This is a genomic window from Candidatus Methanoperedens nitratireducens, assembly GCF_900196725.1.
Lineage (GTDB): Archaea > Halobacteriota > Methanosarcinia > Methanosarcinales > Methanoperedenaceae > Methanoperedens > Methanoperedens nitroreducens_A.
Genome location: NZ_FZMP01000018.1, coordinates 14837 through 38342 on the forward strand (window position 1 = coordinate 14837; position 23506 = coordinate 38342).

Consider the following 23506-nt stretch of genomic DNA (forward strand, 5'->3'; position numbering starts at 1 on the left):
TCCTTGAGCCGTCATGTTAATATACAACTTTATCTCATTGATGAAATATACTGCAAAATGTTAACTCGATCAATAAAAACGGGGTTCAGCAAAAGATGTATAGACAAGAATCTATATTCGATAAGCCAGAACGGGAGATTCCCTGACCAATTAACATGCGAATAAGCCAGGTAAACTGCCACTATTTGACATTGTGAGAAAATGAAATTAGAAAAATCAGAGACTCTACGCAAGCTGGCTGAAGAAGCAAATTCTCTGTTGGTCTCTATTGTGGAATCTTCAGATGATGCGATTATTGGCAAGACGCTAGATGGTACCATCCTGAGCTGGAACCTGGGTGCGCAGAAGATATACGGATATACGGTCGATGAGGTAAAGGGCCGCTCTATTTTTATCCTGGTTCCACCCGATAAAACAGATGAGGTTCACCAGCTTCTTGAAAGAGTAAGACAGGGATTGCCCGTCAAACGCTACGAGACTGTGCGTGTGAGAAAAGATGGCAAACGAATTGATGTCTCTCTGACCAGCTCTCCAATTAAGGATTCAACTGGCAGGATTATAGGTGCCTCAACAGTTACACGGGATATCTCGGAGCGCAAGCGAGCTGAAGAGGAGTTGCGCAGGGCGCATGATGAGTTAGAAATACGTGTCAAGGAACGCACCGCAGAACTGGTAGAAGCCAATGAAGTATTACAGGCAGAAATCACCGAGCGCAAGCGAGTGGAGCAGGCCCTGCTTGAAAGTGAGAAGCGCTACCGCTCTCTTTTTGAAAACATGCTGGATGGGTTCGCATACTGCAAGATGTTCTATGATGACTATGGCCATCCGGTAGATTTTATCTATCTCAAAATCAATAGTGCATTCGAAGGGTTGACCGGGTTGGAAAACGTGGTAGGTAAAAAAATCACCGAGTTAATCCCCGGAATCAAAGAATCATATCCAGAGCTGTTTGAGATTTATGGCAGAGTCGCGTTGACGGGCAAGCCGGAGAAATTCGAGATGGAATTCAAACCTTTAAAGGCATGGTTATCCATTTCGGTTTGTAGTACGAAAAGAGAATACTTTGTAGCTGTTTTTGAGAACATTACAGAGCGCAAGCTGGCAGAGGAGGCACTGCGCAAAGCACGCAACGAGTTGGAAATGCTGGTTCAGGAGCGGACAGCGGAACTGAAAGAAGTTAACATGAAATTGGAAGCTGAAATCGCAGAGCGCAAGCAGGCTGAGAAGACGTTGCGAAGCAGTGAGGCGAAGTACAGGGGGCTTGCTGAGAGTGTAGGCGAAGTCTTCTATGCACTGGACAAGGATTTAAGATATATCTATTGGAATAATGCATCCGAGAAGCTTACAGGGATATTGGCGGAAGATGCTATTGGAAAATCTCTTTTTGAGCTTTTCCCCGAGCTAAAAGGATCAAAAGCGGAGAAGTTGTACAGGGAAGTATTAAAAACCCAGCGACCCAAGCGTTTTGTGAATAAATACCGGGTCAATGGCAAGAACCTCATTTTTGAAATTAACGCATACTACTCTAAGTTCGGCATATCTGTCATTGCCAAAGATATCACAGAGCGCAGGCGGGCTGAAGAAGAGATTCATCTCCTGCAAACAATGACCCGGGCAATCAATGAAGTTCAAGATTTTCACTCGGCTATGGAGGTAGTACTCAGGAAGGTATGTGAAGCCACAGGATGGGATTATGGAGATGCGTGGTTCAGAAGCAAAGACGGAACAGTTCTTGAATGCAGCCCGGCATGGTACGGCAGTAGTATGAGTCTGGAGGGATTTAGAAAGCTTAGCGAGCGGTTCACATTTCCGCCCGGTACAGGGCTGCCCGGACGGGTCTGGGCATCCAAAAAAGCAGAATGGATTCAGGATATTTCAACATGCTCAGACACAATTTATCCCCGTGCCCGGATTGCAAGAGACGCAGGTCTTAAAGCCTGTGTTGGGATTCCAATTATAGTCAACGATCAGGTGTTGGCTGTTCTTGTATTTCACATGTTTGAATTCCGGGAAGAGGATAAACGATTGGTTGTGACAATTTCAGCGATGGCGACTCAATTAGGCTTGATAATCCAGCGCAAGCAGGCTGAAGAGAAAATACGAGAGCAAGCCACACTTCTTGATAATGCACAGGAAGCTATTGGAGTCAGAAGCCTGGAGCACAACCTCATCTACTGGAATAAAGGCGCCGAGCGCCTGTACGGCTGGACGGCAGAGGAAGCTACAGGTAAAAATCCAGTTGATTTTATGTTTAAAGGTAAAGAAGAGCCACCCCAGCTTATTGAAGCAAAAAGAAGCGTGCTTGAGAAAGGAGAGTGGACGGGCGAACTGCATCAGATAACAAAAGACGGTAGAGATGTGGTCGTCGAAAGCCACTGGACTCTGATATGTGATAGCGAAGGTAAACCGAAATCGATACTTGTCATCAACACCGATATTACTGAGAAGAGAAAGTTTGAAATGCAGTTATTACGCGCTCAGAGAATGGAGAGCATAGGCACGCTTGCAGGCGGCATAGCGCATGACCTCAATAATGTGCTTACTCCGATAATGATGTCCCTGCAAACGTTAGAAGATAAATTCCAAGATGAGCAAAGCCAGAAGTTATTAACTATCCTCGAGCGGAACTTACTGCGGGGGTCTAATTTAATAAAGCATGTCATGTCATTTGCACGGGGTATTGAGGGGGAACGCAAACCTCTCCAGGCAGCACATATAATATCTGAAGTCGAGAAAGTTGCAAAAGAGACGTTTAATAAGAATATCGAAATCAAAACCGATATATCCAGGGACCTCTTTACCATCTCCGCAGATGCAACACAACTGCACCAGGTTCTAATGAATCTGTGCGTGAACGCCCGCGATGCCATGCCGGATGGTGGTATCCTCCGCATCACAGCTTCGGATTTTTATGTTGATGAGAGCTATGCGAGGATGAACGTCGAATCCAGAGTCGGTCAGTATATTATCATTACGGTTTCTGATACCGGGACCGGTATTCCTCCTGAAATAATAGGCAGGATTTTTGAGCCGTTCTTTACGACTAAAGAGCCCGGAAAAGGAACCGGGCTTGGTCTTTCAACGTCTATTGGGATTGTGAAAAGCCATGGCGGGTTTATAAATGTTAGCAGCGAGGTCGGGAAAGGAACGACGTTCAAGATATATTTGCCAGCTTTTAAAACTGAGATGCAGGGAGCACAAATGCATCAACCTGAATTGCTCACAGGAAATGGAGAATTGATCCTTGTTGCTGAAGATGAAGGCTCGATTCGTGAGATTACGTGCTCAACATTGGAAACATACGGGTATGAAGCGATTGCAGCCGAAGATGGTGTACAGGCGGTAGCGGAGTATGCCCGGAATATGGATAAAATCAAGGTTATTCTTATGGATATGATGATGCCGGTAATGGACGGCCAGGCGAGCATACGGGCGGTTCGTAAAATCAACCCTGAAGTCAAAATTATCGCAATCAGTGGATTAGCAGAGGAAGATAAACTTAAAAACATCGCAGACCATACAAATGCTTTTCTGCCAAAGCCTTACACGGCTGAGAAGCTGCTTAAAACCATACACGAGGTTTTAATCACTAAATAGGGTTTTCAGAATAGAACCTTCCCTTCCCATAGCTGCTGAACAGCTATTATTGAAGCAATTAAATATATATTAGCATCAGGTTAATATACGGCTTCGTCTCATTGTTGAGGTAATATACATCAGTTTGAATCCAATTAAAAAATCGGGTTCAGGAGAGGATGTATAGGCAGGTATCTATATTTGTATGTACAGCCGGAATGGGAGATACCCGAACCATATTAAGATTGGATAAGTCAGGTAAATTGCTGCTAAATATTCAACAAAAATATTTTGTGAATACAAAATAGTGTGAAACAGTTGATGATATATGATGAATTTTAATCCAGGGAGTTGGCTGAAAAACACAGACCTGTATAAATATCTTGCTGCAATACCAATTCCAGTCTTCATAATCCTCATCACTGCCCTGACCCCATTTGACAATCGAGCGGTTTTCGAGGCGCCCTGGCTACTCCCAATACTGAATACGGTGTTCATCTTTGCCATATATCTCGTTGTGGCATACATCTCTGCGAAGAGCTACCTGTCAAGCGGGTCGCTGAGCATTTTCCTGCTTGGCTGCGGAATGCTGGCATTTGGCTCTGCAGCTCTGTTAGGTGGCTGGTTAATATCTGCTCCCGGCGGGATAAATGTCAATGTGACAGTAGTTAATATCGGGGCTTTGTCTGGTTCAATATTTCATCTTACGGGTGCGATGCTCACCTCAATGAGAGTGAACCCGGAATTGAATTCAAAGCGCAGAAAGCGAAACCTGACGCTTGCTTATCCGGGAGTACTGATATTAGTAATATTGCTTGCGATAGCGAGCCTTCAGGGCATTACACCGCCGTTTTTCATACAGGGAACCGGTCCTACCCTGTTAAGGCAGGTGGTGCTGGGAACTGCTGCGGTGCTATTTGTTATCTCTGCTTTTCTCTTCATCAGACTTTATTCCAATTTGAAAAAAATTTATCTATACTGGTATTCCCTGGCTCTGATGCTGGTCGCCATAAACTTATTCGCTGCGTTCCTTGTACGTACTGTTGGCAGCCCATTTAGTTGGGCGGTGAGATTGCCACTATACCTCGGCGGCATATACTTCCTCAACGCCATCTTTATTGCCAGAAGAACAGCACGCACCAGGGGAACATCAATAGAAGAAGCCGTAGCAAACTTTTTCCGCGAGCCTGAGGAGAATTTTAGAATCCTGGTTGAAACGGCTAATGACGCTATAGTTTCCTTCGACAATGAGAGCAGGGTATTATTGTGGAATTCTGCGGCTGAGAAAATATTCGGTTATAACCGAAGTGAGGCTGTCGGCTCAATTCTGGGCGACTTGATAATCCCTGATAGCTATGATGGTACTATAAAAAAGGAGATGGAGAATCTCACGGTAACAGGAAAGAGCACGCAGATTGGAAAACCAATAGAAATGGAGACTAAGAAAAAAGATGGTAAAGTATTCCCGGTTGAGTTCTCCATCTCGGCAAGAAAGACATCGGATGGGTGGATGTACACCAGCATTATAAGGGACATCACCGAGCGCAAGAGGGCTGAGGAGGCGCTGCGCAAAGCTCACGATGAGTTAGAACTGCGTGTTCAGGAACGGACGGCAGAACTTGAAAAAGCCAACAAAGCATTGCTGGAGAGCGAAGCAAGCTACAGGGAGCTTACTGAAAGCATTGACGACCTCTTCTATGCGATGGACAGAGAGCTAAGATATACCTATTGGAACAAGGCGTCTGAAGCTCTTACAGGGATTTTGGCGAAAGATGCTATTGGAAAATCTCTTTACGAGCTTTTCCCTGATATAAAAGGGACAAAAGTGGAGCAGTTCTACATAGAGGTATTAAAAACGCAGCAACCTGCGCGTTTTGAGAGTGAATACCAGCTGGGGGACAGGAAATTCATTTTTGAGATTAATGCTTATCCAACTAAGACGGGTTTCTCTGTTATCGCCAAAAATATCACTGAGAAGAAAATGTTTGAAGCGCACTGGTTACGAGCGCAGCGAATGGAAAGCATAGGCATACTTGCAGGCGGAATGGCGCATAATCTCAACAATATGCTGACGCCAATGATGATGTCTTTGCAAATATTAAAAGGAAAGTTCACAGATGAGCATAGCCAGAAGTTGCTTAATATTCTTGAAAATAACTCCCAGCGTAGTGCTGATTTAATTAAGCAAGTTCTTTCATTTTCACGTGGTGTCGAGGGTCAACGTACTCCTCTTCAGGCAAAACACCTTATCTCTGAAATTGAGAAGATAGCAAAAGAGATATTTCCAAGAAACATTGAGATCAGAACTGATATTCAGAAAGACCTATTTACCATCTCAGGAGATGCCACACAGTTACATCAGGTTATAATAAACCTGTGCGTAAATGCCCGTGATGCAATGCCGGATGGCGGTATCTTAAGTATTTCTGCTGAGAATTGTTTCATCGATGAAAATTATGCGCAGATGCATACTGAAGCTAAAGTCGGTTCTTACGTTACTATCGCAGTTTCGGACACAGGAACCGGTATCCCTCCCAAGATACTTGATAGGATCTTTGAGCCGTTTTTCACGACAAAGGAGTTTGGTAAAGGAACCGGACTTGGGCTTTCAACAGCTTTTGCAATCGTGAAAAGCCACGGCGGATTTATAAATGTGAACAGCGAGGTCGGAAAAGGAACGACGTTCAGGGTATATTTGCCATCGATTAAAACCGAACTGCAAAATGTAGAGGAACAACAGCAGCTTGAATTGCCCGTCGGAAACGGAGAGTTGGTTCTCGTTGCTGAAGATGATGATTCAGTTCGTGAGGTTACTATCTCAACTTTGCAAAAATATGGGTATAATGTGCTTATAGCCAATGATGGTGCACAGGCAGTAGCAGAGTATGCTCAAAATAGAGATAAAACCAAAGTTATTCTTATGGATATGATGATGCCTGTTATGGATGGTCATGCGAGCATCCGGGCGATTCGTAAAATTAACCCCGGAGTTAAAATTATCGCTGTTAGCGGATCAGCGGAGAAGGAGAAACTTAAAAATGTTGCAGACCATACAGACGCTTTTCTACCAAAGCCTTACACCGCTGAGAAACTGTTGGAAACCATACATGAGGTTTTAAGCATAAAATAAAGAGACTGCGGTTAATAAACGGCTTCATAGTGCCTGGCGGCGTTATGAGCATCTTCCCAACCCCGCCGCACATATTTTAATAACCGAAGAAACACATAGTATCTAATTATCAAAGCGGGGTGTGAATATGGCAGAAGTAATGGCAGAAAGGCAAACACATGAAAATTTCCACAGGATGGCTGAAAACTTCAAAAGATGCCTCAGGGATATGGGGTATAAGGATGTTAAAGTCGGCTATCCGCTGGAGGTATTAGAAAACAGGGAGCTTAACACAACGTTCGTTATCGATCACGGGGAGGCAGTCATCCCTACGACCATAAATATACGCATGAAGGCTAAAGGTGTGTGGACATACATCTATATGCCGCAACCTGAGATAGAAAGAAAAGGCAAATCAGAGCTTACCGAGAGGCGGTATGATGAAACAGGAGAGTTAGTACCCTGCCAGGAGTGCGGATGCATTGATTTTGTGAAAAAAGGGGAAGAATACGCCTGTGCGATTTGCTGCCAGAGCAATTCAGGCTGACCCATTTAACGTTTCCTCAGCACCAGCTCACAAAAGTCATCACCAGCACTCCTTCTTTTTGTGCAGATGTGTAATATGTTCTTATCAATACCTTCAGCCAGCCCCCTCTCATAGCCATCTATCGATGCACAGACTTGCGGCGTCCAGTCCTTTTTATGGTTCCACATACATTCGGTCGCATGGATTTTTATCTCATTAGCGTTTTCTTCGGCGATGTGGCTTTTAATCCCGAAGATGCGGTGCATCCCCATCAATGCGACCGCGCATCCGTGAAGGCTTCTTTCTATCTTTAGAGTTCCAACGATTTCGTTCGCGTCTTCAAGACCCCAGGAGTGCATCATTTTTGTCAATCCGGCTCTTTCATTTTTATCGAGTAGATGGAAAACATCGTTAAACATCCTGCCGACACTGCTTGCGCTTTTTCTCCATCTTGTTTGTACAGGGACAAGGTCATTCACAATCATGAATTCTATTAATTTACCCTTGATATTCATCTTTTTCACCTTGATTTATTGACCTTTAATCTACAACAGCGTACAGCTTTATGGAAGGCTTTCATACCTTACTTACCCCATACCTTCCTTTTAAAGGGATATAAAGTACTTTACTGATAACATTTCTTTCAACTCCTCTCTCACCCTTCTCAAGCAGAACAAGATTCTGGATTCCCTCTTCCATCACAGGCGCAATCAGTCTTCCGCCTGCCCTGAGCTGTTCTATCAAAGGGGGTATATCAATACATGCTGCTGTGATGCATATCCTGTCATAGGGAGCCATCCCCGGATACCCAAGACCGATCTCAAGGAACTTATGACCTTTATCAAGACTGAGGGGCTCATAAAAGAGAGGGTAACTATGCGGGCATGAAATGGTGTGGCTTTCTCGCCTGGAAGCGGGAGAGGCACTTCAAGATAGGCGTAGTCCCTGTAAAGAAACGGTATGAAATCCTCCCTCGGAATCCTCAGCATTGCATCCTTTATACGCTCTGACCTGAGATATCCGTGATCGAGGAGCCATCTAACTTTCTCTTCTCTTTCCTCCCGGAATTCTTCTTTGCTTTTAGCCGGCTCTTTCGGCGGCGGGATTATCCAGCCCTGCATCTTTTAACCTTCTGTTAATGCTTTTACGCTTTTCCTTGCCCTCTCTAATATATCCACCACTTCCTCATCTGTCACCTGGGTAAAATCCTCATAGTACGACCCGACAGCCGTAAAATCGTAAGGCGTTTCAAGGCAGATAAATTCATCAGCCATCCGGCGCAGTTCATCAGCCGTATCCGGGGGTGCTACGGGAAGAGCCACGACAAGTTTCTCTATGCTCTCCAGCTTCAATGTGGAGACAGCTGCTTTCGCTGTGGCGCCTGTAGCTGCCCCGTCATCAACGAGTATGATTATTTTTCCTTTCAAATCAGGTATCTTCTGTCCTTTCCGGTATAGATCAACCCTTTTTTCGATCACTTTCTTCTGGCGGGAAATCTCATCCCGGATATAATCCTCCGTAACCCCGTATGATGTTATTATGGACTCATTCAAAACGACCGTACCTGTCTCTGAAACAGCGCCTATGGCAAGTTCAGGCTGCCCCGGAAAACCTAACTTCCTTACTATGATAACATCAAGCGGGCAGTTAAGGTAAGAAGCTATCTTATAGCCTGTAACTGCTCCTCCCCTTGGAAGGGCCAGCACCATGACGTCTTTCCTGTCCTTATAATCTTTTAACCTGTATGCAAGTTCTGCACCGGCGTCCTTCCTGTCCTTATAAATTTTCGCCGGGTCGTCTGAACCCAGTTTCTCAACAAACCACTGAACTATGGCTTCGCGTGCCTCTCTGAGATGCTTCTCTTTTGAATAGAGATGGTCTGCACCTTTTATCAGAGCAAGCTTTTTCTCTCCGGCAAGGTGCTCATGGAGGATGAGGCTCTCGCTCATTATCGGGTCTGCATCGCCCTGCACTATCAATGTGGGGATACGTACGTTATCAGCGTATTTGTAGTATCCTTCGGCTGGAGCAGAGCGCAGGGCCAGAGCCTTAATCCGGCTATCTGTGGCGGCTCTCACGAGGGCTGCTGTACCTCCGATGCTTGAGCCGCATATCCCGACCCTCGCAGGGTTTACGCCTTCTTTGCTGTTAATATAATCAAGAGAGACGCCGATATCCCGGGCAAACTGCTCGACAGTAGCATCAGAAGCATCACCTTCGCTCTCACCGTGTCCTGTGAAATCAGGAAGGAAACAGCAGAATCCCTTTTCCACCAACCCCCCTGCAATATAGATATTCCTCGGGCTATCCTTGCTGCTCCTTAACCCGTGCGCGAATATCACCGCAGGCTTATTCGTTACTTTCTCCTCCATTTGTTCTCTCCCCCTTTATCCTCGCTTTATGCCTTTATTTCAGGAATACATCGGATCGTAGCCTGACCGCAGTGCCATAAATATCTGGTCGATAAAGACCTCAGGCGGCTGTGCTCCTACGAAGGAAGTATTTTCATTGATCACAATATGCGGGGTGCTCATAATATTATACTTCTGGACAAGATAGGGAAACTCCGTCATTTCGATGACATCGGACCGTACGAACTCATTCTCAATAGCGAACTGGTGAGCAAGCCTTGCTGCCCTCGGGCAGAAAGGGCATGTCGGCGTTACGAATACCTGTATGTGTACAGGCTTTTTTATCTCTGAAAGCTTTTTCTTGATAATATCCGGCAAAGATGTCGTGCCCTTTGAAACATCTACGATATCATCCACAATAACAGCGAACTCATAGCCTGCCGGCATACCGTAGTACCTGATGCCGTAATCCGATTTTCCAACGAGCGCGATAGCAGGGATCTTGTTTATTTTGTACTTTATGTCCTGGTCGCCGTTTATGACGAAATCATATACCTTCGTTTTTATCCGCGGGGATAATGTTCCCAGTTCAAGCACAAGCTCCCGGTTCTCCCTGCAAAGCTGGCATTCATGCTCCTGTGTAAAAACAATGAGTTCCACATCCCCGGCAAGTGCAGCGAATTTATTCCTGATTATCTGTTTCTGGCTTTCGGAAAGCACCATGGTTTTACCCCTGTAATCAGGTTTGTTGTATTTAGTATTTAACTTGATTGCACATCTCGGATCTAACTTTGTTCAGTTCATTTTCTACTGATTTTATGTAGCATATATAGATTATTGTGATAAATTATATAACATCACAGGTGAAACATCGATTTGATGATAAAAATGAAAGAAAAAAAACAGATTATGAAAAAAGCGTCCTGCTATAGCACACAATGCGATTCATTCGATGATGAACTTATGGAAACAGAGCAGACCGATAGAGAGTTGTACCTGTTCATGCGCGGCGGGTTTGGCGCAAAATAAGCATGGTTGGCATCATGAATATGAATAGAGTTGAACTTTTCCTGATAATTCTCCTGGTCTTACTTGCTCTTATGATGGTTTTCAAATGATAGACCACACAAGATTTTTCAAAAAAGTTACCGATTCTATTGTTACTATTATCCTGTATGTACTGTTGCTGGTGCTTATCGCAGGGATGATGCGGATCCTGCTTGACATACCTTCTGTTGCGATAGACTCACTTGAGGGCGGTTTTAACAAAATAGTCACTAACGTTCTCACGCTTTTCATTGTGATCGAATTCTTCAAGACCTTTGCCGATTATTCTAAACTCGATAGAATCAAGCTTACAGACATAACCGATGTTACGATTTTAATAGCTATGCGTGAGGTCACAGTCGGGCTTTATTCCAAATCATTTGGATTTGAAACGATTTTTGCTCTCTCGGCGCTGCTGCTGGTGCTTGGAGTGATAAGGGTGCTGGCTGTCAGATACTCGCCAGAGAAGGTTTGATGATTGCCATTCTTTGACAGTGAACTACGCATATTTCTACTGATTTTATATAGTATATGTAGATTCTTGGGATAAAGTATATACTATTTAGTATTGCTGGTTATCTGGTGATACACAAGATGAATTTGAGATTGGCAATAATTCTGGTTCTTGCAGGCGTGTTATTAGCAGGATGCGTAAGCAAGGCTCCTGATGCACAACCTACAGAACAGCCGGCAGAAACACCGACAGCGACCATCTCAGGCACTATTAAGCTTGACGGTTCAAGCACGGTATTCCCCATAAGCGAGGCCGTTGGAGAGGAATTTCAGAAACTTTATCCCAACGTTAGAGTGACTGTGGGCATCAGTGGCACTGGCGGCGGATTCAAGAAGTTCTGCGCAGGCGAAACGGATATCAGCGATGCCTCAAGACCGATAAAGGGTCCTGAGATAAGCCTCTGCGCCAATAACAGCATAACCTATGAGGAATTCAAAGTCGCTTTTGATGGACTTTCCGTGATGGTGAATCCCCAGAATACCTGGGTCGATTATCTTACAGTAGCAGAGCTAAAGAAGATATGGGAGCCCGATAGCACTGTTAAGACCTGGAGAGACGTGCGTCCTGACTGGCCCAACGAGAAGATAATCCTTGTAGGTGCAGATACAGATTCAGGCACTTTTGATTATTTCACAGATGCGATAGTGGGCAAGGAGAAATCCAGCAGATCGGATTACACCGCAAGCGCAGATGATAACGTACTCGTTCAGGCTATTGCAGGAGAGAAGAATGCACTTGGATATTTTGGCTATGCATACTACGTTGAAAATCCCGGCAAGCTGAAGCTGGTAGCAATAGATGGCGGTAAAGGACAAATTCTTCCATCTGAACAGACAATCAATGATGGCACCTATAAACCCCTATCAAGGCCGCTCTTCATTTATGCCAATAAAGAATCCCTGAAGCGCACTGAGGTAAAGGAATTCGTAAAATACTATCTCACCGAGGGAAAGGAGCTTGTATCCCAGGTAGGCTATGTAAAGATGCCTGATTCTGTGTATGAGGAAGGACTGAGCAGGCTCAGATAAAAAACGCAAGAAATATAAGCAGTGTGTTCAGTTAGTTCTATGAGGTATGAAGTTGGATAGACTGAGGATACAGGGTATCAGAGAACTCGCCATCGAGAAGGCACTTTTCCTCTGTGCCCTTGTCTCTATTTTGACGACTCTCGGTATTGTTCTTGTTCTCATATTTGAGGCATTTTCTTTTTTTGAGGAGGTTCCGATCCTTGAGTTCCTCACAGGCACAACCTGGGCACCCACATACCGTCCCCAGCATTTCGGTGTGCTTCCTCTGATAAATGGCACTCTCATGATTGCTGTGGGTGCAGCCGTAATTGCTATTCCTCTGGGTATTGCAAGTGCCACATATCTGAGCGAATATGCCAGTCCGAGGGTACGGCAGACAGTAAAACCCGTGCTTGAGATCCTGGCAGGAGTGCCTACAGTGGTGTATGGATATTTTGCCATAAGCTTCATAACCCCGCTCCTCCGGGAGGTTGTGCCTGAGGCGAACATATTCAATGCAGCTTCGGCTTCCATCGTGGTGGGCATAATGATTCTACCGATGGTTTCAAGCTTGAGTGAGGACGCCATGCGTGCTGTTCCCCGCGCTCTGCGCGAAGGTGCTTACGCTTTGGGTGCCACCAGGTTTGAGGTCTCCACGAAAATTGTCACCCCTGCTGCTCTTTCCGGAATACTTGCATCCTTCATCCTTGCCATATCAAGGGCTGTTGGTGAGACCATGGCAGTTACTTTAGCTGCGGGCGCAACGCCTAAGATAACGCTTAATTTCTTCGAAAGCATCCAGACCATGACTGCATATATAGTCCAGGTGAGCATGGGGGATACTCCTTTCGGTAGCATCGAATATAAGACCATATTCGCCGTCGGGATGGTACTTTTTGTAATGACCCTTTTCATGAACATCGCAAGTATGTGGATAAGAGAGAGGTACAGAGAGGTATATTCATGAGGAAAATTAAAGGGAAAACCTTTGAGTTCCTGTGCCTTGCAGCCACTTTGATCGCCCTTTTGCTCTTAGCCCTGCTCCTGTGGGATGCGTGGGATAAAGGTGCCGGATGGCTCTCCTGGAGATTCCTCGACAGCTTCCCCTCGCGCTTTCCTGAACAGGCAGGAATAAAATCCGCGCTATTGGGTTCAATCTGGCTCATGCTTCTTACGGCTCTGATTTCAATACCTGTCGGCATGGGCGCAGCAATTTACCTTGAGGAATACGCGGGGAGGACATGGCTCACAAGGATAATAGAGATAAATATCTCCAACCTTGCAGGCGTGCCCAGCATTGTTTACGGGATTCTTGGTCTTGCTCTGTTCGTAAGAGGGATGATGCTTGGAAGAAGCCTCATAGCAGGCGCACTCACAATGGCACTGCTAATATTGCCTATAATAATTATCTCAAGCCAGGAAGCAATAAGGGCTGTGCCTAATTCGATAAGAGAAGCCTCGTATGCCCTCGGCGCGACAAAATGGCAGACAGTCAGGTTTCATGTGCTGCCTGCCGCACTACCTGGAATACTTACGGGCAACATACTGGCTCTCTCACGAGCCGTGGGCGAGGCAGCACCGCTGCTCATGATTGGTGCTCTGACCTTTATAGCCTTCACGCCAGCAAGTCCTTTTGACCCGTTTACAGCCCTGCCCATACAGATATTCAATTGGGCATCAAGACCGAAAGCAGAATTCCAGTACCTTGCTGCTGCGGGTATTCTTGTGCTCCTTGCCCTGCTTCTGACAATGAATGCTGCTGCTATAATCATACGGAATAAATACCAGAAATACATTAAGTGGTGATAGAGACCCCGTATTTAAATATGTCTAATAACATGAACTCAGCTATCCAGACAATAAACTTAAGTGCTTGGTATGGAAACAAGCAGGCATTGAAAAACGTAAGCATGAGCCTGGAAGAAAACAAGATAACTGCCATAATAGGCCCAAGCGGATGCGGAAAATCTACTTTTATAAGATGCATTAACCGCATGAACGATCTGATAGACAATTTTAGAACCCGGGGTGAAATACTGATTTACGACAAAGATGTCAGGTACATTGACCCTGTAGAACTTAGAAAATCCGTGGGCATGGTATTCCAGAAGCCAAATCCTTTTCCCAAGAGTATATATGAGAACGTTGCCTTTGGTCCGAGAATACATGGAATTAACAGCAATAGACTTGATGCTATAGTAGAGGAAAGCTTAAAAAAGGCAGCTCTCTGGGACGAAGTAAATGACAGGCTCAATGACAATGCCATGGAGTTAAGTGGCGGACAGCAGCAGCGTTTGTGCATTGCAAGGGCTCTTGCTGTTAAGCCAAAGATAATTTTATTTGATGAGCCCTGCTCTGCCCTTGACCCGATATCTACAAGTAAGATCGAGGATTTGATGCTGGAATTAAAGGAAGAATACACCCAGGTCATAGTAACGCATAATATGCAGCAGGCAGCAAGGGTAAGCGATTATACAGCCTTCTTCCTTTACGGAGAACTGGTTGAATATGGAGAAACACGACAGATATTTAAGAAGCCCAGAGAAAAGAGCACAGAAGATTACATAATCGGCAGGTTTGGATAATATGGTTCGCGAAGCGTATCACAAAGACCTTCACAAGTTAAGGGAGGAAATACTTAACATGGGAAGCCTTGCAGGCAAAGCGATAGGAGATTCCGTGCTATCTCTTAAGAACCGTGATGTGGAGATGGCACAGAAAGTTATTGATATGGATAACGAGATTGATGCCCTCGATCACAGCATTGAGGAGAACTGCATGCGGCTGCTTGCGCTCCAGCAGCCCATGGCAAGGGATTTGAGGCTTATAATCTCGGTATTAAAGATGTCCATAGACCTTGAAAGGATGGGTGATCTTGCCTTAGAAATAGCGGTTATTACAAAGATAACAGCTACTGTACCCCCTGTAAAGCCTCTCATAGACATACCGAGAATGTCGGAGATATGTCAGGACATGCTGACTGATACCATGAAAGCTCTTGAGAATAAGGATGTAGAGCTTGCAAAACAGGTTGCTAAGAGGGATGATGAGGTTGATGCGCTCTTTGACCAGATAAGAAGGGAACTTATAACTATTATGATCGAGGATCCGAAAAAGATAACCGGTGCCCAGCATCTGACTTTTGTAGCAAGGTATCTTGAGAGGATAGGGGACCACATAACGAATCTCTGTGAGAACGTAGTGTTCATGGTTACTGGCGAACGGGTCGAATTGAACTGATCAGACAAAAACACTACAGATGAAAAAAGAAAAATATACATACAAGACCTTAGTATAATCTGCGTGAAAAGACCAAAGGAGACTGAAACATGGGACTGAAAGAATGGATCCTTCCCCAGGATAAACACTTTTTTAACATGCTGGAGAACGAATCACAAAACGTACTGGACGGCTCGACCGCCTTCCTTGACTTGCTTAATAACTACGAGAGTATCAAAGAAAAACAACAGAAGATAAAAGATATCGAACACCAGGGGGATGATTTTGTTCATGAGATCTTCGAGGAGCTTAACAAGACCTTCATAACCCCGATAGACCATGAGGACATATCAAAACTTGCCTCAGCTTTCGATGATGTGCTGGATTATATCGACGGCACCGCGACGCGCCTTGTTTTGTACGATATTCAAAAGCCTGAGGAGAACATGCTAAAATTAGCCGAAGTGCTCCTGAAGCAGGCGACGGAATTGAATCAGGCGCTCTCAGGTCTGCGCAACATCAAGAACCCGAAAGAGATCGAAAGAAGATGTATTGAGGTGAACAGGCTTGAGAATATCGCAGACGATCTTTATAAAACCTCGGTGGCTGACCTCTTTAAGCGAAAAGACGCAATAGAGATAATGAAACTGAAAGAGGTGTACGAACGCCTTGAATTTGCAACTGACAAATGCGAGGACGCTGCGAACGTCATCAGCGATATTGTTGTAAAGAACAGTTAAAAGGTGGTATTTTGCTATTTTTGCAGGAATTCATCATCTTTACGATAGTACTGGCATTGTTTTTTGATTTTATAAACGGTTTTCATGACTCCGCTAATGCGATTTCAACGGTTGTAGCCACCAAAGTACTGACACCTATAAGAGCGGTCGGCATGGCAGCAGTGGGAAACCTTATAGGACCTCTTTTCTTCTCCACAGCAATCGCCGCGACTATCGGGAAAGGGATAATCAAAATAGAGCTGGCACCCAGTAATGATATTCTTGTCATTATGATATTTTCCGCACTGGTCGGGGCTATCGTCTGGGATCTGATAACATGGTATTTCGGGCTTCCAACGTCAAGCAGCCATGCTTTAGTGGGCGGGCTTGTTGGTGCCGGACTGGCTGCGATCGGCAGCCAATCTATTAATCCTGCCGGGGTTGAAAAAGTAGTTGCGTTTATGGTTATCTCGCCTGTCATCGGGATGATCGCTGCATTCATCCTGACCGTTCTAGTTATCAGAGTATTCTACCGTGTTGCTCCTTCAAAGATCAACAAATATTTCAAACGCCTTCAACTGTTCTCCGCTTTTTTCTATTCCGTCACCCACGGTACCAACGATGCGCAAAAAACAATGGGCATAATCACCGTACTGCTTGTAGCATATGGCTCTCTCACAACTTTCAATGTCCCTTTGTGGGTTATACTTGCGGCTCACATATCCATATCCCTCGGCACCTTTTTAGGCGGATGGAGGATAGTGAAAACCATGGCGCAAAGGATAACAAAACTAAGACCGTATCAGGGTTTTTGTGCCGAAACCTCAGGCGGCATTGTACTTGCATCAATGGCCGCCCTGGGGATACCAGTCAGCACCACGCATGTGATTTCCTCCTCAATAATGGGGGTCGGGGCTACTGATAAGCTCTCGGCGGTACGATGGGGGATTGCACGGAAAATCGTGGGAGCCTGGATATTGACAATACCCATGACAGCAGTGATTTCATTTTTGACTTTTTTAATAATCAATACCCTGTTTTGATTTTTACAAAAGTATTATTAGTTTTAAAAGGAAACATGGACATAATGTTAAAAGATAAAACCAAGCTCGTCGTATGGCCTGTATATCTTGATGCCACGAAATCAAGGGGTGAAGGCAGAATCCTCTCATTGAAAGACTCGGTAAAATCGCCTGTTTTAAAGGAAATAGAAAAAGCCGCTTCAGAGCTAAGCCTGGCTCCTGTGGTCGAAGCAGATAAGTCTTACCCCAAGGCGTGGTGGAGCACGGGCGGAAGGGTGCTGGTCGATAAGAAAGGCCCTAAATCTGTCATAGTAAAACAGATAGCGCAGAAGATAAACAAAACACGGGGCCAGAAATGATAGACCTTCATACGCATTCCACGTTCAGCGACGGTGAGCTTATACCAAGTGAACTTGTACGCCGCGCTGTCTTCTACGGCTATAAGGCAATAGCGATAACTGATCACGTTGATTTTACGAACATCGAGCATATCCTGTCGTGCATGAAGAATATAAAATCGCTTGAAGACGATTATGACATCAGGATATTTTCAGGCGTGGAATTAACGCACGTTCCGCCGGGAAAGATGCCGAAGCTTGTTGATCTGGCACGCAAGCTCGGAGCCGAGATAGTTGTGGTGCACGGCGAGACGACAGTTGAACCCGTCCCGGAAGGCACCAACCACACGGCTGTAACGCTTGATATCGATATACTGGCTCATCCGGGTTTAATAACCGTGGAAGATGCAGAGCTTGCGAGGGATAACGGCATATGCCTTGAAATAACTTCTCGAAACGGGCACAACCGCACCAACGGTCATGTTGTGAGAATCGCAAAAGAAACGGGCGCAAGCCTTGTCGTGGATACCGATACACATGCGCCGCACGACCTGATTACGGATGAGGTCGCGCTCAAGATCGCCATGGGGGCCGGTCTGGATGAGAAGGGCGCCAGAAGTGCGACCATTTCGCAACCTTTAAATCTGATAAAAACCATTTAATAAAACCCTTGCGAAAGGTATATATACCAATAGCACGTTCTATGTACGGCTTTTTAGAGGTCGGAAATTGAAAAGATTGGGAGAAGTTTTTTATATTGTGGACAACCTGTTGATAGCCCGCACTGACAAAACTCTTGAACAGAGTGCCTTACGCGAGAATTCGGCGGTATTCACAAAAAAAATGAAGAAGATCGGAAAGGTAATAGAGCTTTTCGGTCCTGTAAAATCTCCCTACGTCTCTATAAAAGCGGCAAAGGGAATTACAATCTCCGAACTGACGAATCTAAAAAATGAAAGGGTTTATTTGCAATAGCAAAAGGACGGATTTCTAAATGACAGAAATTGAGAAAGTAAAAGAAATTGAGAAGACAGAGCGCGAAAAGATAAGAGAAAGTATAAAGATGAGAAAGGAGAAGCAGAAACTCGGGCAGTTCGAGAAAGCAACAGTGGAGTGCCCCGAGTGCGGAAGCCATACGCTTGTCCATGATTATGAACGCGCCGAGCTTGTCTGCAATGAGTGCGGATTGGTAGTCGATGCAGACTTTATAGACCAGGGACCAGAGTGGAGAGCATTTGACCACGACCAGAGGATGAAGCGCTCCCGTGTCGGCGCCCCGATGACATATACGATACATGACAAAGGTCTTTCCACGATGATAGACTGGAGGAACCGCGACTCGTACGGGAAATCCATTTCATCAAAGAGCAGGGCGCAGCTTTACCGGCTGAGAAAATGGCAGCGCCGCATCCGCGTAAGCAACGCGACTGAAAGGAACCTTGCGTTTGCCCTCTCCGAGCTTGACAGGATGGCATCTGCGCTTGGTTTATCAAGGAACGTAAGGGAAACCGCAGCTGTCGTGTACCGCAAGGCGGTCGAGAAGAACCTGATACGCGGACGGAGCATAGAAGGCGTTGCGGCGGCTGCATTATACGCGGCATGCCGGCAGTGCAATGTCCCGAGAACCTTAGACGAAATCGGCGAAGTCTCAAGGGTAAGCAGGAAAGAGATCGGGAGAACATACAGGTTCATCTCAAGGGAACTGGGTCTCAAGCTGATACCAACCTCGCCGATAGACTACGTGCCGCGCTTCTGCTCAGGGTTGAACCTGCGCGGAGAGGTGCAGTCAAAGGCTGTCGAGATACTCAGGCAGGCTTCAGAGAAAGAACTCACAAGCGGCAGGGGTCCGACCGGTGTGGCAGCAGCCGCGATATACATTGCTTCCATACTGTGCGGCGATAGACGTACACAGCGCGAGGTCGCCGAGGTAGCGGGCATCACCGAAGTGACTATCAGGAACAGGTACAAGGAACTGGCTGAAGAGCTGGATATCGAAATCATCCTGTAGGGCAAGACTAGTTATAAACCGCAGATGAACGCAGATGAACGCAGATTTGTTAAGCGGGTATCTGCGTTCATCTGCGTTCATCCGCGGTTATGAAATTTGAGGAATGGGAACCAGTTTATGAACTGATTCTCAAGGACATGAATTTTGATAGGTTGTACGATGAACGAGCCGCGCTTAGTCTCTCTAAATTGCTTGAAATAAAAGCCAGAAGAAAAATGCCCGATGTCATCGAAATAGATGCCCTCCGGGAAGTTATCAGCGGGAAGGATGCCCTTGTATGCGGGAAAGCCCCGAGGCTTGCGAAAGATATAAAAAACGTGGATTTCAAAAAATACGTTACAATAGCGGCGGACGGCGCTACAAGCGTCCTGATGAAGGGCGGCGTTGTACCTGATATTATCGTTACAGACCTTGACGGCAATATGGAAGATGAAGCCCGCGCAAATGAGCAGGGTGCGATAATGGTGGTGCATGCCCACGGGGACAATATGGATGCCCTGAGCGAGGAAGTGCCGCGGCTAAAGAGAATTATCGGAACCACGCAGTCAAAACCGCTTGATAATGTCTATAATTTCGGAGGGTTCACTGACGGGGACAGGTGCGTTTTTCTCGCGCAGGAATTCGGCGCAAGGTCAATAACCCTGATAGGGTTTGATTTTAAGGATACCAATGTGACCCCGCTTAAGAAAAAAAAGCTCGCATGGGCTGAAAAACTGATCAATATGGCAATGGGAGAGGGGCTTTTTGATTGAGTTCATTCTCTGAAAGACGCCCTTTTTTGAACATGGTCCTGAAACCGAGAGCTGCAAGCTCTATCTCATCAGCTATTATAGCCCTGCAAACCGCTTTCTTTTCCTCGCCGATTATTTTCGTTATGCCAAACTCCTCAAGACGTTTTTCTATCCGGTCTATTGCCTCAGACCTTGAGCGGACGTATAAAAAGTAGCCTTTGTTTGAAGAGCCGAATAACGCGCAATCTTTTATGACACAGGGAGTCTTTTTAAATTCCTGCCGCAAGATCTTGTTTATTTCCTTTCCTGCATCCTCTTCGTAGAAGTAAACCGATTCCATAACTCTCCTTACAGAATATAAAAAATTAAGGAAAGAATTTAATATGCATCACTCAGCCAAACAATCGGTGCAAATGTATCTTTCCAGTGCCTCAGTATCCGGATCAAATTCAAAGATAGTCTCGCTGCACGACTCGCAGACCTTTCTTTTTAATACAAGCTCGGGTTGTACCCTGCTTTCCATTCAGTTCACCCCCTATCTATAATGATTATTCATTCTATTTATACCTTATCCCCGGAATGAACCATTCCGCAAATTTTAAGTATTCATAGTCAGCTTTGTGATTATGCCAATCGAGGGATTTGTAGAGTATAAAAGAAGAGAATACTGCAACGACATTAAATGTCCTGTACAGGTGATGATGAACAGGAAAGCACAGGACCCGGCAGATTACAACGACTTAAGGGCGATATGCCAGGAAAATTGTCTGCATACTACTTATGAATTCCATCACTGGCTGATTGAAAAAGGCTATTTAGTGGTCAGACCTGAAAGTGGAGAAGATTAAAATGAACTGGGGAATGAAGAACAGGATTTCACGGATAATCATGCCCAAAACAGGGCGCTGCGTTATGTTAGCTGTTGATCATGGTTATTTCCAGGGCCCGACTACGGGGCTTGTGAATTTAGGCAAGACGGTCAAACCGCTGCTGCCTTATGCCGACGCATTGATGATAACCAGGGGTGCTATCAGGAACTGGATAGACCCGGCTGTGGATATTCCGATTATTTTGCGCGTTTCCGGAGGACAGAGCATTTTAAAGGAACTGTCCAATGAGGTAATAACGACAAATATAGATGATGCTATAAGAATAAACGCTTCCGCAATCACATGCTCTGTATACGTTGGCGGGGAATATGAGAAGGAAACAATAAATAACCTGTCAAAGCTCGTGGATGAAGGGGAAAAATACGGGATTCCCGTATTAGCAGTGACCGCTGTCGGGAAAGATATGGCTCGCGATGCAAGGTACCTTGGTCTTGCCTCCAGGATTTGCGTTGAGATAGGGGCGCATATGATCAAGACATATTATACCGAGGAATTTGAAAAAGTCGTGGAAGCGTGCGGTAATGTTCCTGTGGTCATCGCAGGCGGCAAAAAACTTCCTGAGATGGAAGCTCTGCAAATGAGCCATGATGCGGTCTCATCAGGGGCTGTCGGAGTGGATATGGGCAGGAACATCTTCCAGAGCGATAACCCGGTCGGCATGATACAGGCGGTAAGAGCGATCGTTCACGAAGGTAAGTCAGTAGATGAGGCTTACGAGATTTACGAAGGATCGAAAAAATAGAGCACATCAATGAAAACCGCCGTATATTATAACAATAACGATATCAGGATAGAGGATAGACCGAAACCCGAAATAAAAGATGGCGAGCTCCTGGTCAAAGTTAAAGCTTCCGGCATCTGCGGAACCGATTTGATGGAGTGGTACAGGATAAAGAAAGCTCCCCGTGTACTGGGGCATGAAATGGCAGGAGATATCGTAGAATCCCGCTCGGATAAATTCAATATCGGGCAGAGAGTTTTCGTAAGCCACCACGTCCCCTGCAATGAATGCAAATACTGTCTTGCGGGCAACCATACTGCCTGCGAAATGCTGCACAAAGGCAACTACGACCCCGGAGGGTTCAGCGAGTTCGTCCGAGTCCCGAAAATAAACGTTGAGAACGGGACATATATTTTGCCTGAAAATGTCTCTTATGAAGAAGGAACAATGATCGAGCCTCTTGCCTGTGTTGTGAGGGCGCAGAGAATAATCGGGGTTGGCGGGGGACAGACCGTTTTAGTCATGGGCTCGGGGATTTCGGGTTTGCTGAACATACTGGTGGCAAAATTAAAAAAAGCAAAAGTCGTTGCGACCGATATCAATGAATACAGGCTGAACATGGCGAAGGAATCCGGGGCTGATGAAGTATTTAATGCTAATGAAGAACTGGGCATAAAAGCGGACAGGATCATAATGTGTACGGGGGCAATGCCTGCTTTTGAGGCGGCATTCAGATACATAGACAGGAAGGGGATAATAATGCTATTCGCCATCCCGAACAGGAATATTCCAATCCCGGTTGAAGATTTCTGGAGGAATGAACTGGGTATCGTATCAAGTTACGGCGCTGCGCCTGTTGATCTGGAGGAGGCGCTGGAATTAATTAAAGATGGGAAGATAGATGTTAAAAGCTTGATAACGCACAGGTTAAAATTAGAGGATATCCAGAGGGGTTTTAAGATAGCAGGGGAAGCGAAGGACTCGTTGAAGGTTATAGTTGTTCCTTAGGTCATTGAAAAAGTATAGTCTCCCTCATAATATCTGATAATAGTCTAATTAGTCTATGAACCACAGAGTCGGCTGTGAACGCGATTCATAGATGGCGATGAAAAAGTACAACAAAATAGGCAATGATAACGGACTAATACTAACTCGTACTAACTCCAGTTGCGTGAGTTCGTATCAGTTCGTACAAGTTCGTTGTTTAAATAATGTTTTCATACCAATCAGCTATGAATGCGGTTCATAGCTGACTCTGTAGTTTTAACTTTTCGGATAAGATTTAAGCACACAAAAATAAAAATTATGTGTGATAAGCTTTTAGTATTAAACGATTTACAAATAAACAAAGCTATGAACATAGGAATCCTCTTAAAGAGGATTTTGAAAAGATAAATATGAAGTTAGATATATTAGGGGATAAGATTAAGTAATTATTTAAAAATAAAGAGTGAGAAACACGGAAAAAAATGAAGAACTCAAAGAAAATTCGAATGAAGCACTTGAAAAACTGGAAGATACAAGTTTAGTTAATACAGTACTAGTGGAGCGTTTGACAAGTTTTTTCCGATAAACATTTTTAAAAGTGGGAGACTTTTTTAACAAGAACGTCATCTTTGAGATAGGGGTTAAAGATGAGAGGGCGTAAACCACACTTGATTGTGTTATCTGAAAAAGATCGAACACAGTTTCAGAAAATTGTACGAGATGGTCGTACAGAACAACGTG

The 23506-nt window shown here is 45.1% G+C and carries 27 protein-coding genes; 20 read left to right on the forward strand and 7 right to left on the reverse strand.

Annotation, left to right across the window (positions count from 1 at the left end; all coding sequences use genetic code 11):
• Positions 1–201 precede the first annotated feature (201 nt).
• The 3 genes from MNV_RS02040 (at position 202) to MNV_RS02050 (ending at position 7232) form a co-directional block, all read left to right on the forward strand.
• Positions 202–3597 (forward strand): PAS domain S-box protein, encoded by a 3396-nt coding sequence (locus MNV_RS02040; RefSeq protein WP_096203719.1) that lies wholly within the window; start codon positions 202–204, stop codon positions 3595–3597.
• 310 nt (positions 3598–3907) lie between these two features.
• On the forward strand, positions 3908–6706 hold the full coding sequence (locus MNV_RS02045) for a PAS domain S-box protein (RefSeq protein ID WP_143311586.1): 2799 nt from the start codon (positions 3908–3910) through the stop codon (positions 6704–6706).
• A gap of 127 nt (positions 6707–6833) precedes the next feature.
• Complete coding sequence (locus MNV_RS02050; protein WP_096203721.1) at positions 6834–7232, forward strand: hypothetical protein; 399 nt, start codon at positions 6834–6836, stop codon at positions 7230–7232.
• Between the two features lie 5 nt (positions 7233–7237).
• Here MNV_RS02050 and MNV_RS02055 read toward each other — a convergent pair whose 3' ends face one another.
• The 5 genes from MNV_RS02055 to pdo all read right to left on the reverse strand — a co-directional run bounded on the left by MNV_RS02055 (position 7238) and on the right by pdo (position 10285).
• Positions 7238–7726, reverse strand: a complete 489-nt coding sequence (locus MNV_RS02055) for a hypothetical protein (protein WP_096203722.1) — start codon at positions 7724–7726, stop codon at positions 7238–7240.
• Between the two features lie 61 nt (positions 7727–7787).
• A complete protein-coding gene (locus tag MNV_RS02060) occupies positions 7788–8009 on the reverse strand; it encodes a protein-L-isoaspartate O-methyltransferase family protein (protein ID WP_096203723.1) in 222 nt (73 codons plus the stop codon).
• Positions 7952–8332 carry a hypothetical protein gene (locus MNV_RS02065; RefSeq protein ID WP_096203724.1) on the reverse strand — a complete coding sequence of 127 codons (381 nt, stop codon included), beginning with the start codon at positions 8330–8332 and terminating at the stop codon, positions 7952–7954. The genes MNV_RS02060 and MNV_RS02065 overlap by 58 nt, the downstream gene beginning before the upstream one ends.
• Positions 8333–8335: 3 nt before the next feature.
• Complete coding sequence (locus MNV_RS02070) at positions 8336–9583, reverse strand: alpha/beta fold hydrolase (protein WP_218837860.1); 1248 nt, start codon at positions 9581–9583, stop codon at positions 8336–8338.
• A gap of 39 nt (positions 9584–9622) precedes the next feature.
• Positions 9623–10285, reverse strand: a complete 663-nt coding sequence (gene pdo / locus MNV_RS02075) for a protein disulfide oxidoreductase (RefSeq protein ID WP_096203725.1) — start codon at positions 10283–10285, stop codon at positions 9623–9625.
• 156 nt (positions 10286–10441) lie between these two features.
• Between pdo and MNV_RS19255 the strand changes: the two genes are divergently transcribed.
• The 14 genes from MNV_RS19255 (at position 10442) to MNV_RS02140 (ending at position 20188) form a co-directional block, all read left to right on the forward strand.
• Positions 10442–10591, forward strand: a complete 150-nt coding sequence (locus MNV_RS19255; protein ID WP_179293747.1) for a hypothetical protein — start codon at positions 10442–10444, stop codon at positions 10589–10591.
• A gap of 85 nt (positions 10592–10676) precedes the next feature.
• The gene (locus tag MNV_RS02080; protein ID WP_256999908.1) at positions 10677–11084 is read left to right on the forward strand and encodes a phosphate-starvation-inducible PsiE family protein; all 408 of its coding nucleotides are present in this window, start codon (positions 10677–10679) and stop codon (positions 11082–11084) included.
• A 119-nt stretch (positions 11085–11203) separates the two neighbouring features.
• Positions 11204–12151, forward strand: coding sequence for a PstS family phosphate ABC transporter substrate-binding protein (locus MNV_RS02085; protein WP_096203726.1), 948 nt, complete (start codon positions 11204–11206; stop codon positions 12149–12151).
• Positions 12152–12197: 46 nt separating this feature from the next.
• Positions 12198–13097, forward strand: a complete 900-nt coding sequence (pstC, locus tag MNV_RS02090) for a phosphate ABC transporter permease subunit PstC (protein WP_096203727.1) — start codon at positions 12198–12200, stop codon at positions 13095–13097.
• A complete protein-coding gene (gene pstA, locus MNV_RS02095; protein WP_096203728.1) occupies positions 13094–13936 on the forward strand; it encodes a phosphate ABC transporter permease PstA in 843 nt (280 codons plus the stop codon). Before pstC ends, pstA begins: the two co-directional genes overlap by 4 nt.
• A 20-nt stretch (positions 13937–13956) precedes the next feature.
• Entirely contained in the window at positions 13957–14715 is a 759-nt protein-coding gene (gene pstB / locus MNV_RS02100; protein ID WP_218837861.1) for a phosphate ABC transporter ATP-binding protein PstB, read from the forward strand.
• Between the two features lies 1 nt (position 14716).
• Positions 14717–15370, forward strand: a complete 654-nt coding sequence (phoU, locus tag MNV_RS02105) for a phosphate signaling complex protein PhoU (RefSeq protein WP_096203730.1) — start codon at positions 14717–14719, stop codon at positions 15368–15370.
• Positions 15371–15459: 89 nt separating this feature from the next.
• Positions 15460–16089 (forward strand): DUF47 domain-containing protein, encoded by a 630-nt coding sequence (locus MNV_RS02110; protein WP_096203731.1) that lies wholly within the window; start codon positions 15460–15462, stop codon positions 16087–16089.
• Positions 16090–16109: 20 nt separating this feature from the next.
• Entirely contained in the window at positions 16110–17111 is a 1002-nt protein-coding gene (locus MNV_RS02115) for an inorganic phosphate transporter (protein WP_218837862.1), read from the forward strand.
• Positions 17112–17155: 44 nt separating this feature from the next.
• On the forward strand, positions 17156–17449 hold the full coding sequence (locus MNV_RS02120; protein ID WP_096203743.1) for a signal recognition particle protein Srp19: 294 nt from the start codon (positions 17156–17158) through the stop codon (positions 17447–17449).
• Positions 17446–18090: a histidinol phosphate phosphatase domain-containing protein gene (locus tag MNV_RS02125; protein WP_096203733.1), complete on the forward strand. Its 645-nt coding sequence runs from the start codon at positions 17446–17448 to the stop codon at positions 18088–18090. Before MNV_RS02120 ends, MNV_RS02125 begins: the two co-directional genes overlap by 4 nt.
• Before the next feature lie 67 nt (positions 18091–18157).
• Entirely contained in the window at positions 18158–18403 is a 246-nt protein-coding gene (locus MNV_RS02130) for an H/ACA ribonucleoprotein complex subunit GAR1 (RefSeq protein WP_179293748.1), read from the forward strand.
• Between the two features lie 19 nt (positions 18404–18422).
• Positions 18423–19436: a transcription initiation factor IIB gene (locus MNV_RS02135; RefSeq protein WP_096203735.1), complete on the forward strand. Its 1014-nt coding sequence runs from the start codon at positions 18423–18425 to the stop codon at positions 19434–19436.
• Between the two features lie 89 nt (positions 19437–19525).
• On the forward strand, positions 19526–20188 hold the full coding sequence (locus tag MNV_RS02140) for a 6-hydroxymethylpterin diphosphokinase MptE-like protein (RefSeq protein ID WP_096203736.1): 663 nt from the start codon (positions 19526–19528) through the stop codon (positions 20186–20188).
• Here the strand turns inward: MNV_RS02140 and MNV_RS02145 are convergent.
• Together MNV_RS02145 and MNV_RS20430 are read right to left on the reverse strand one after the other, a co-directional pair.
• Complete coding sequence (locus tag MNV_RS02145; RefSeq protein ID WP_096203737.1) at positions 20154–20507, reverse strand: hypothetical protein; 354 nt, start codon at positions 20505–20507, stop codon at positions 20154–20156. The two genes, MNV_RS02140 and MNV_RS02145, sit on opposite strands and share 35 nt — an antisense overlap.
• Before the next feature lie 48 nt (positions 20508–20555).
• Positions 20556–20690, reverse strand: coding sequence for a hypothetical protein (locus MNV_RS20430; protein WP_256999909.1), 135 nt, complete (start codon positions 20688–20690; stop codon positions 20556–20558).
• A 103-nt stretch (positions 20691–20793) separates the two neighbouring features.
• Here MNV_RS20430 and MNV_RS02150 point away from each other — a divergent pair, with 103 nt between their 5' ends.
• The 3 genes from MNV_RS02150 to MNV_RS02160 are packed head-to-tail and all read left to right on the forward strand — an operon-like array spanning position 20794 to position 22786.
• Positions 20794–21015, forward strand: coding sequence for a hypothetical protein (locus tag MNV_RS02150; RefSeq protein ID WP_096203738.1), 222 nt, complete (start codon positions 20794–20796; stop codon positions 21013–21015).
• 1 nt (position 21016) lies between these two features.
• Positions 21017–21799 (forward strand): 3-hydroxy-5-phosphonooxypentane-2,4-dione thiolase, encoded by a 783-nt coding sequence (gene lsrF / locus MNV_RS02155; RefSeq protein ID WP_096203739.1) that lies wholly within the window; start codon positions 21017–21019, stop codon positions 21797–21799.
• A 9-nt stretch (positions 21800–21808) separates the two neighbouring features.
• Entirely contained in the window at positions 21809–22786 is a 978-nt protein-coding gene (locus tag MNV_RS02160) for an alcohol dehydrogenase catalytic domain-containing protein (RefSeq protein ID WP_096203740.1), read from the forward strand.
• The last annotated feature ends 720 nt before the right edge of the window (positions 22787–23506 follow it).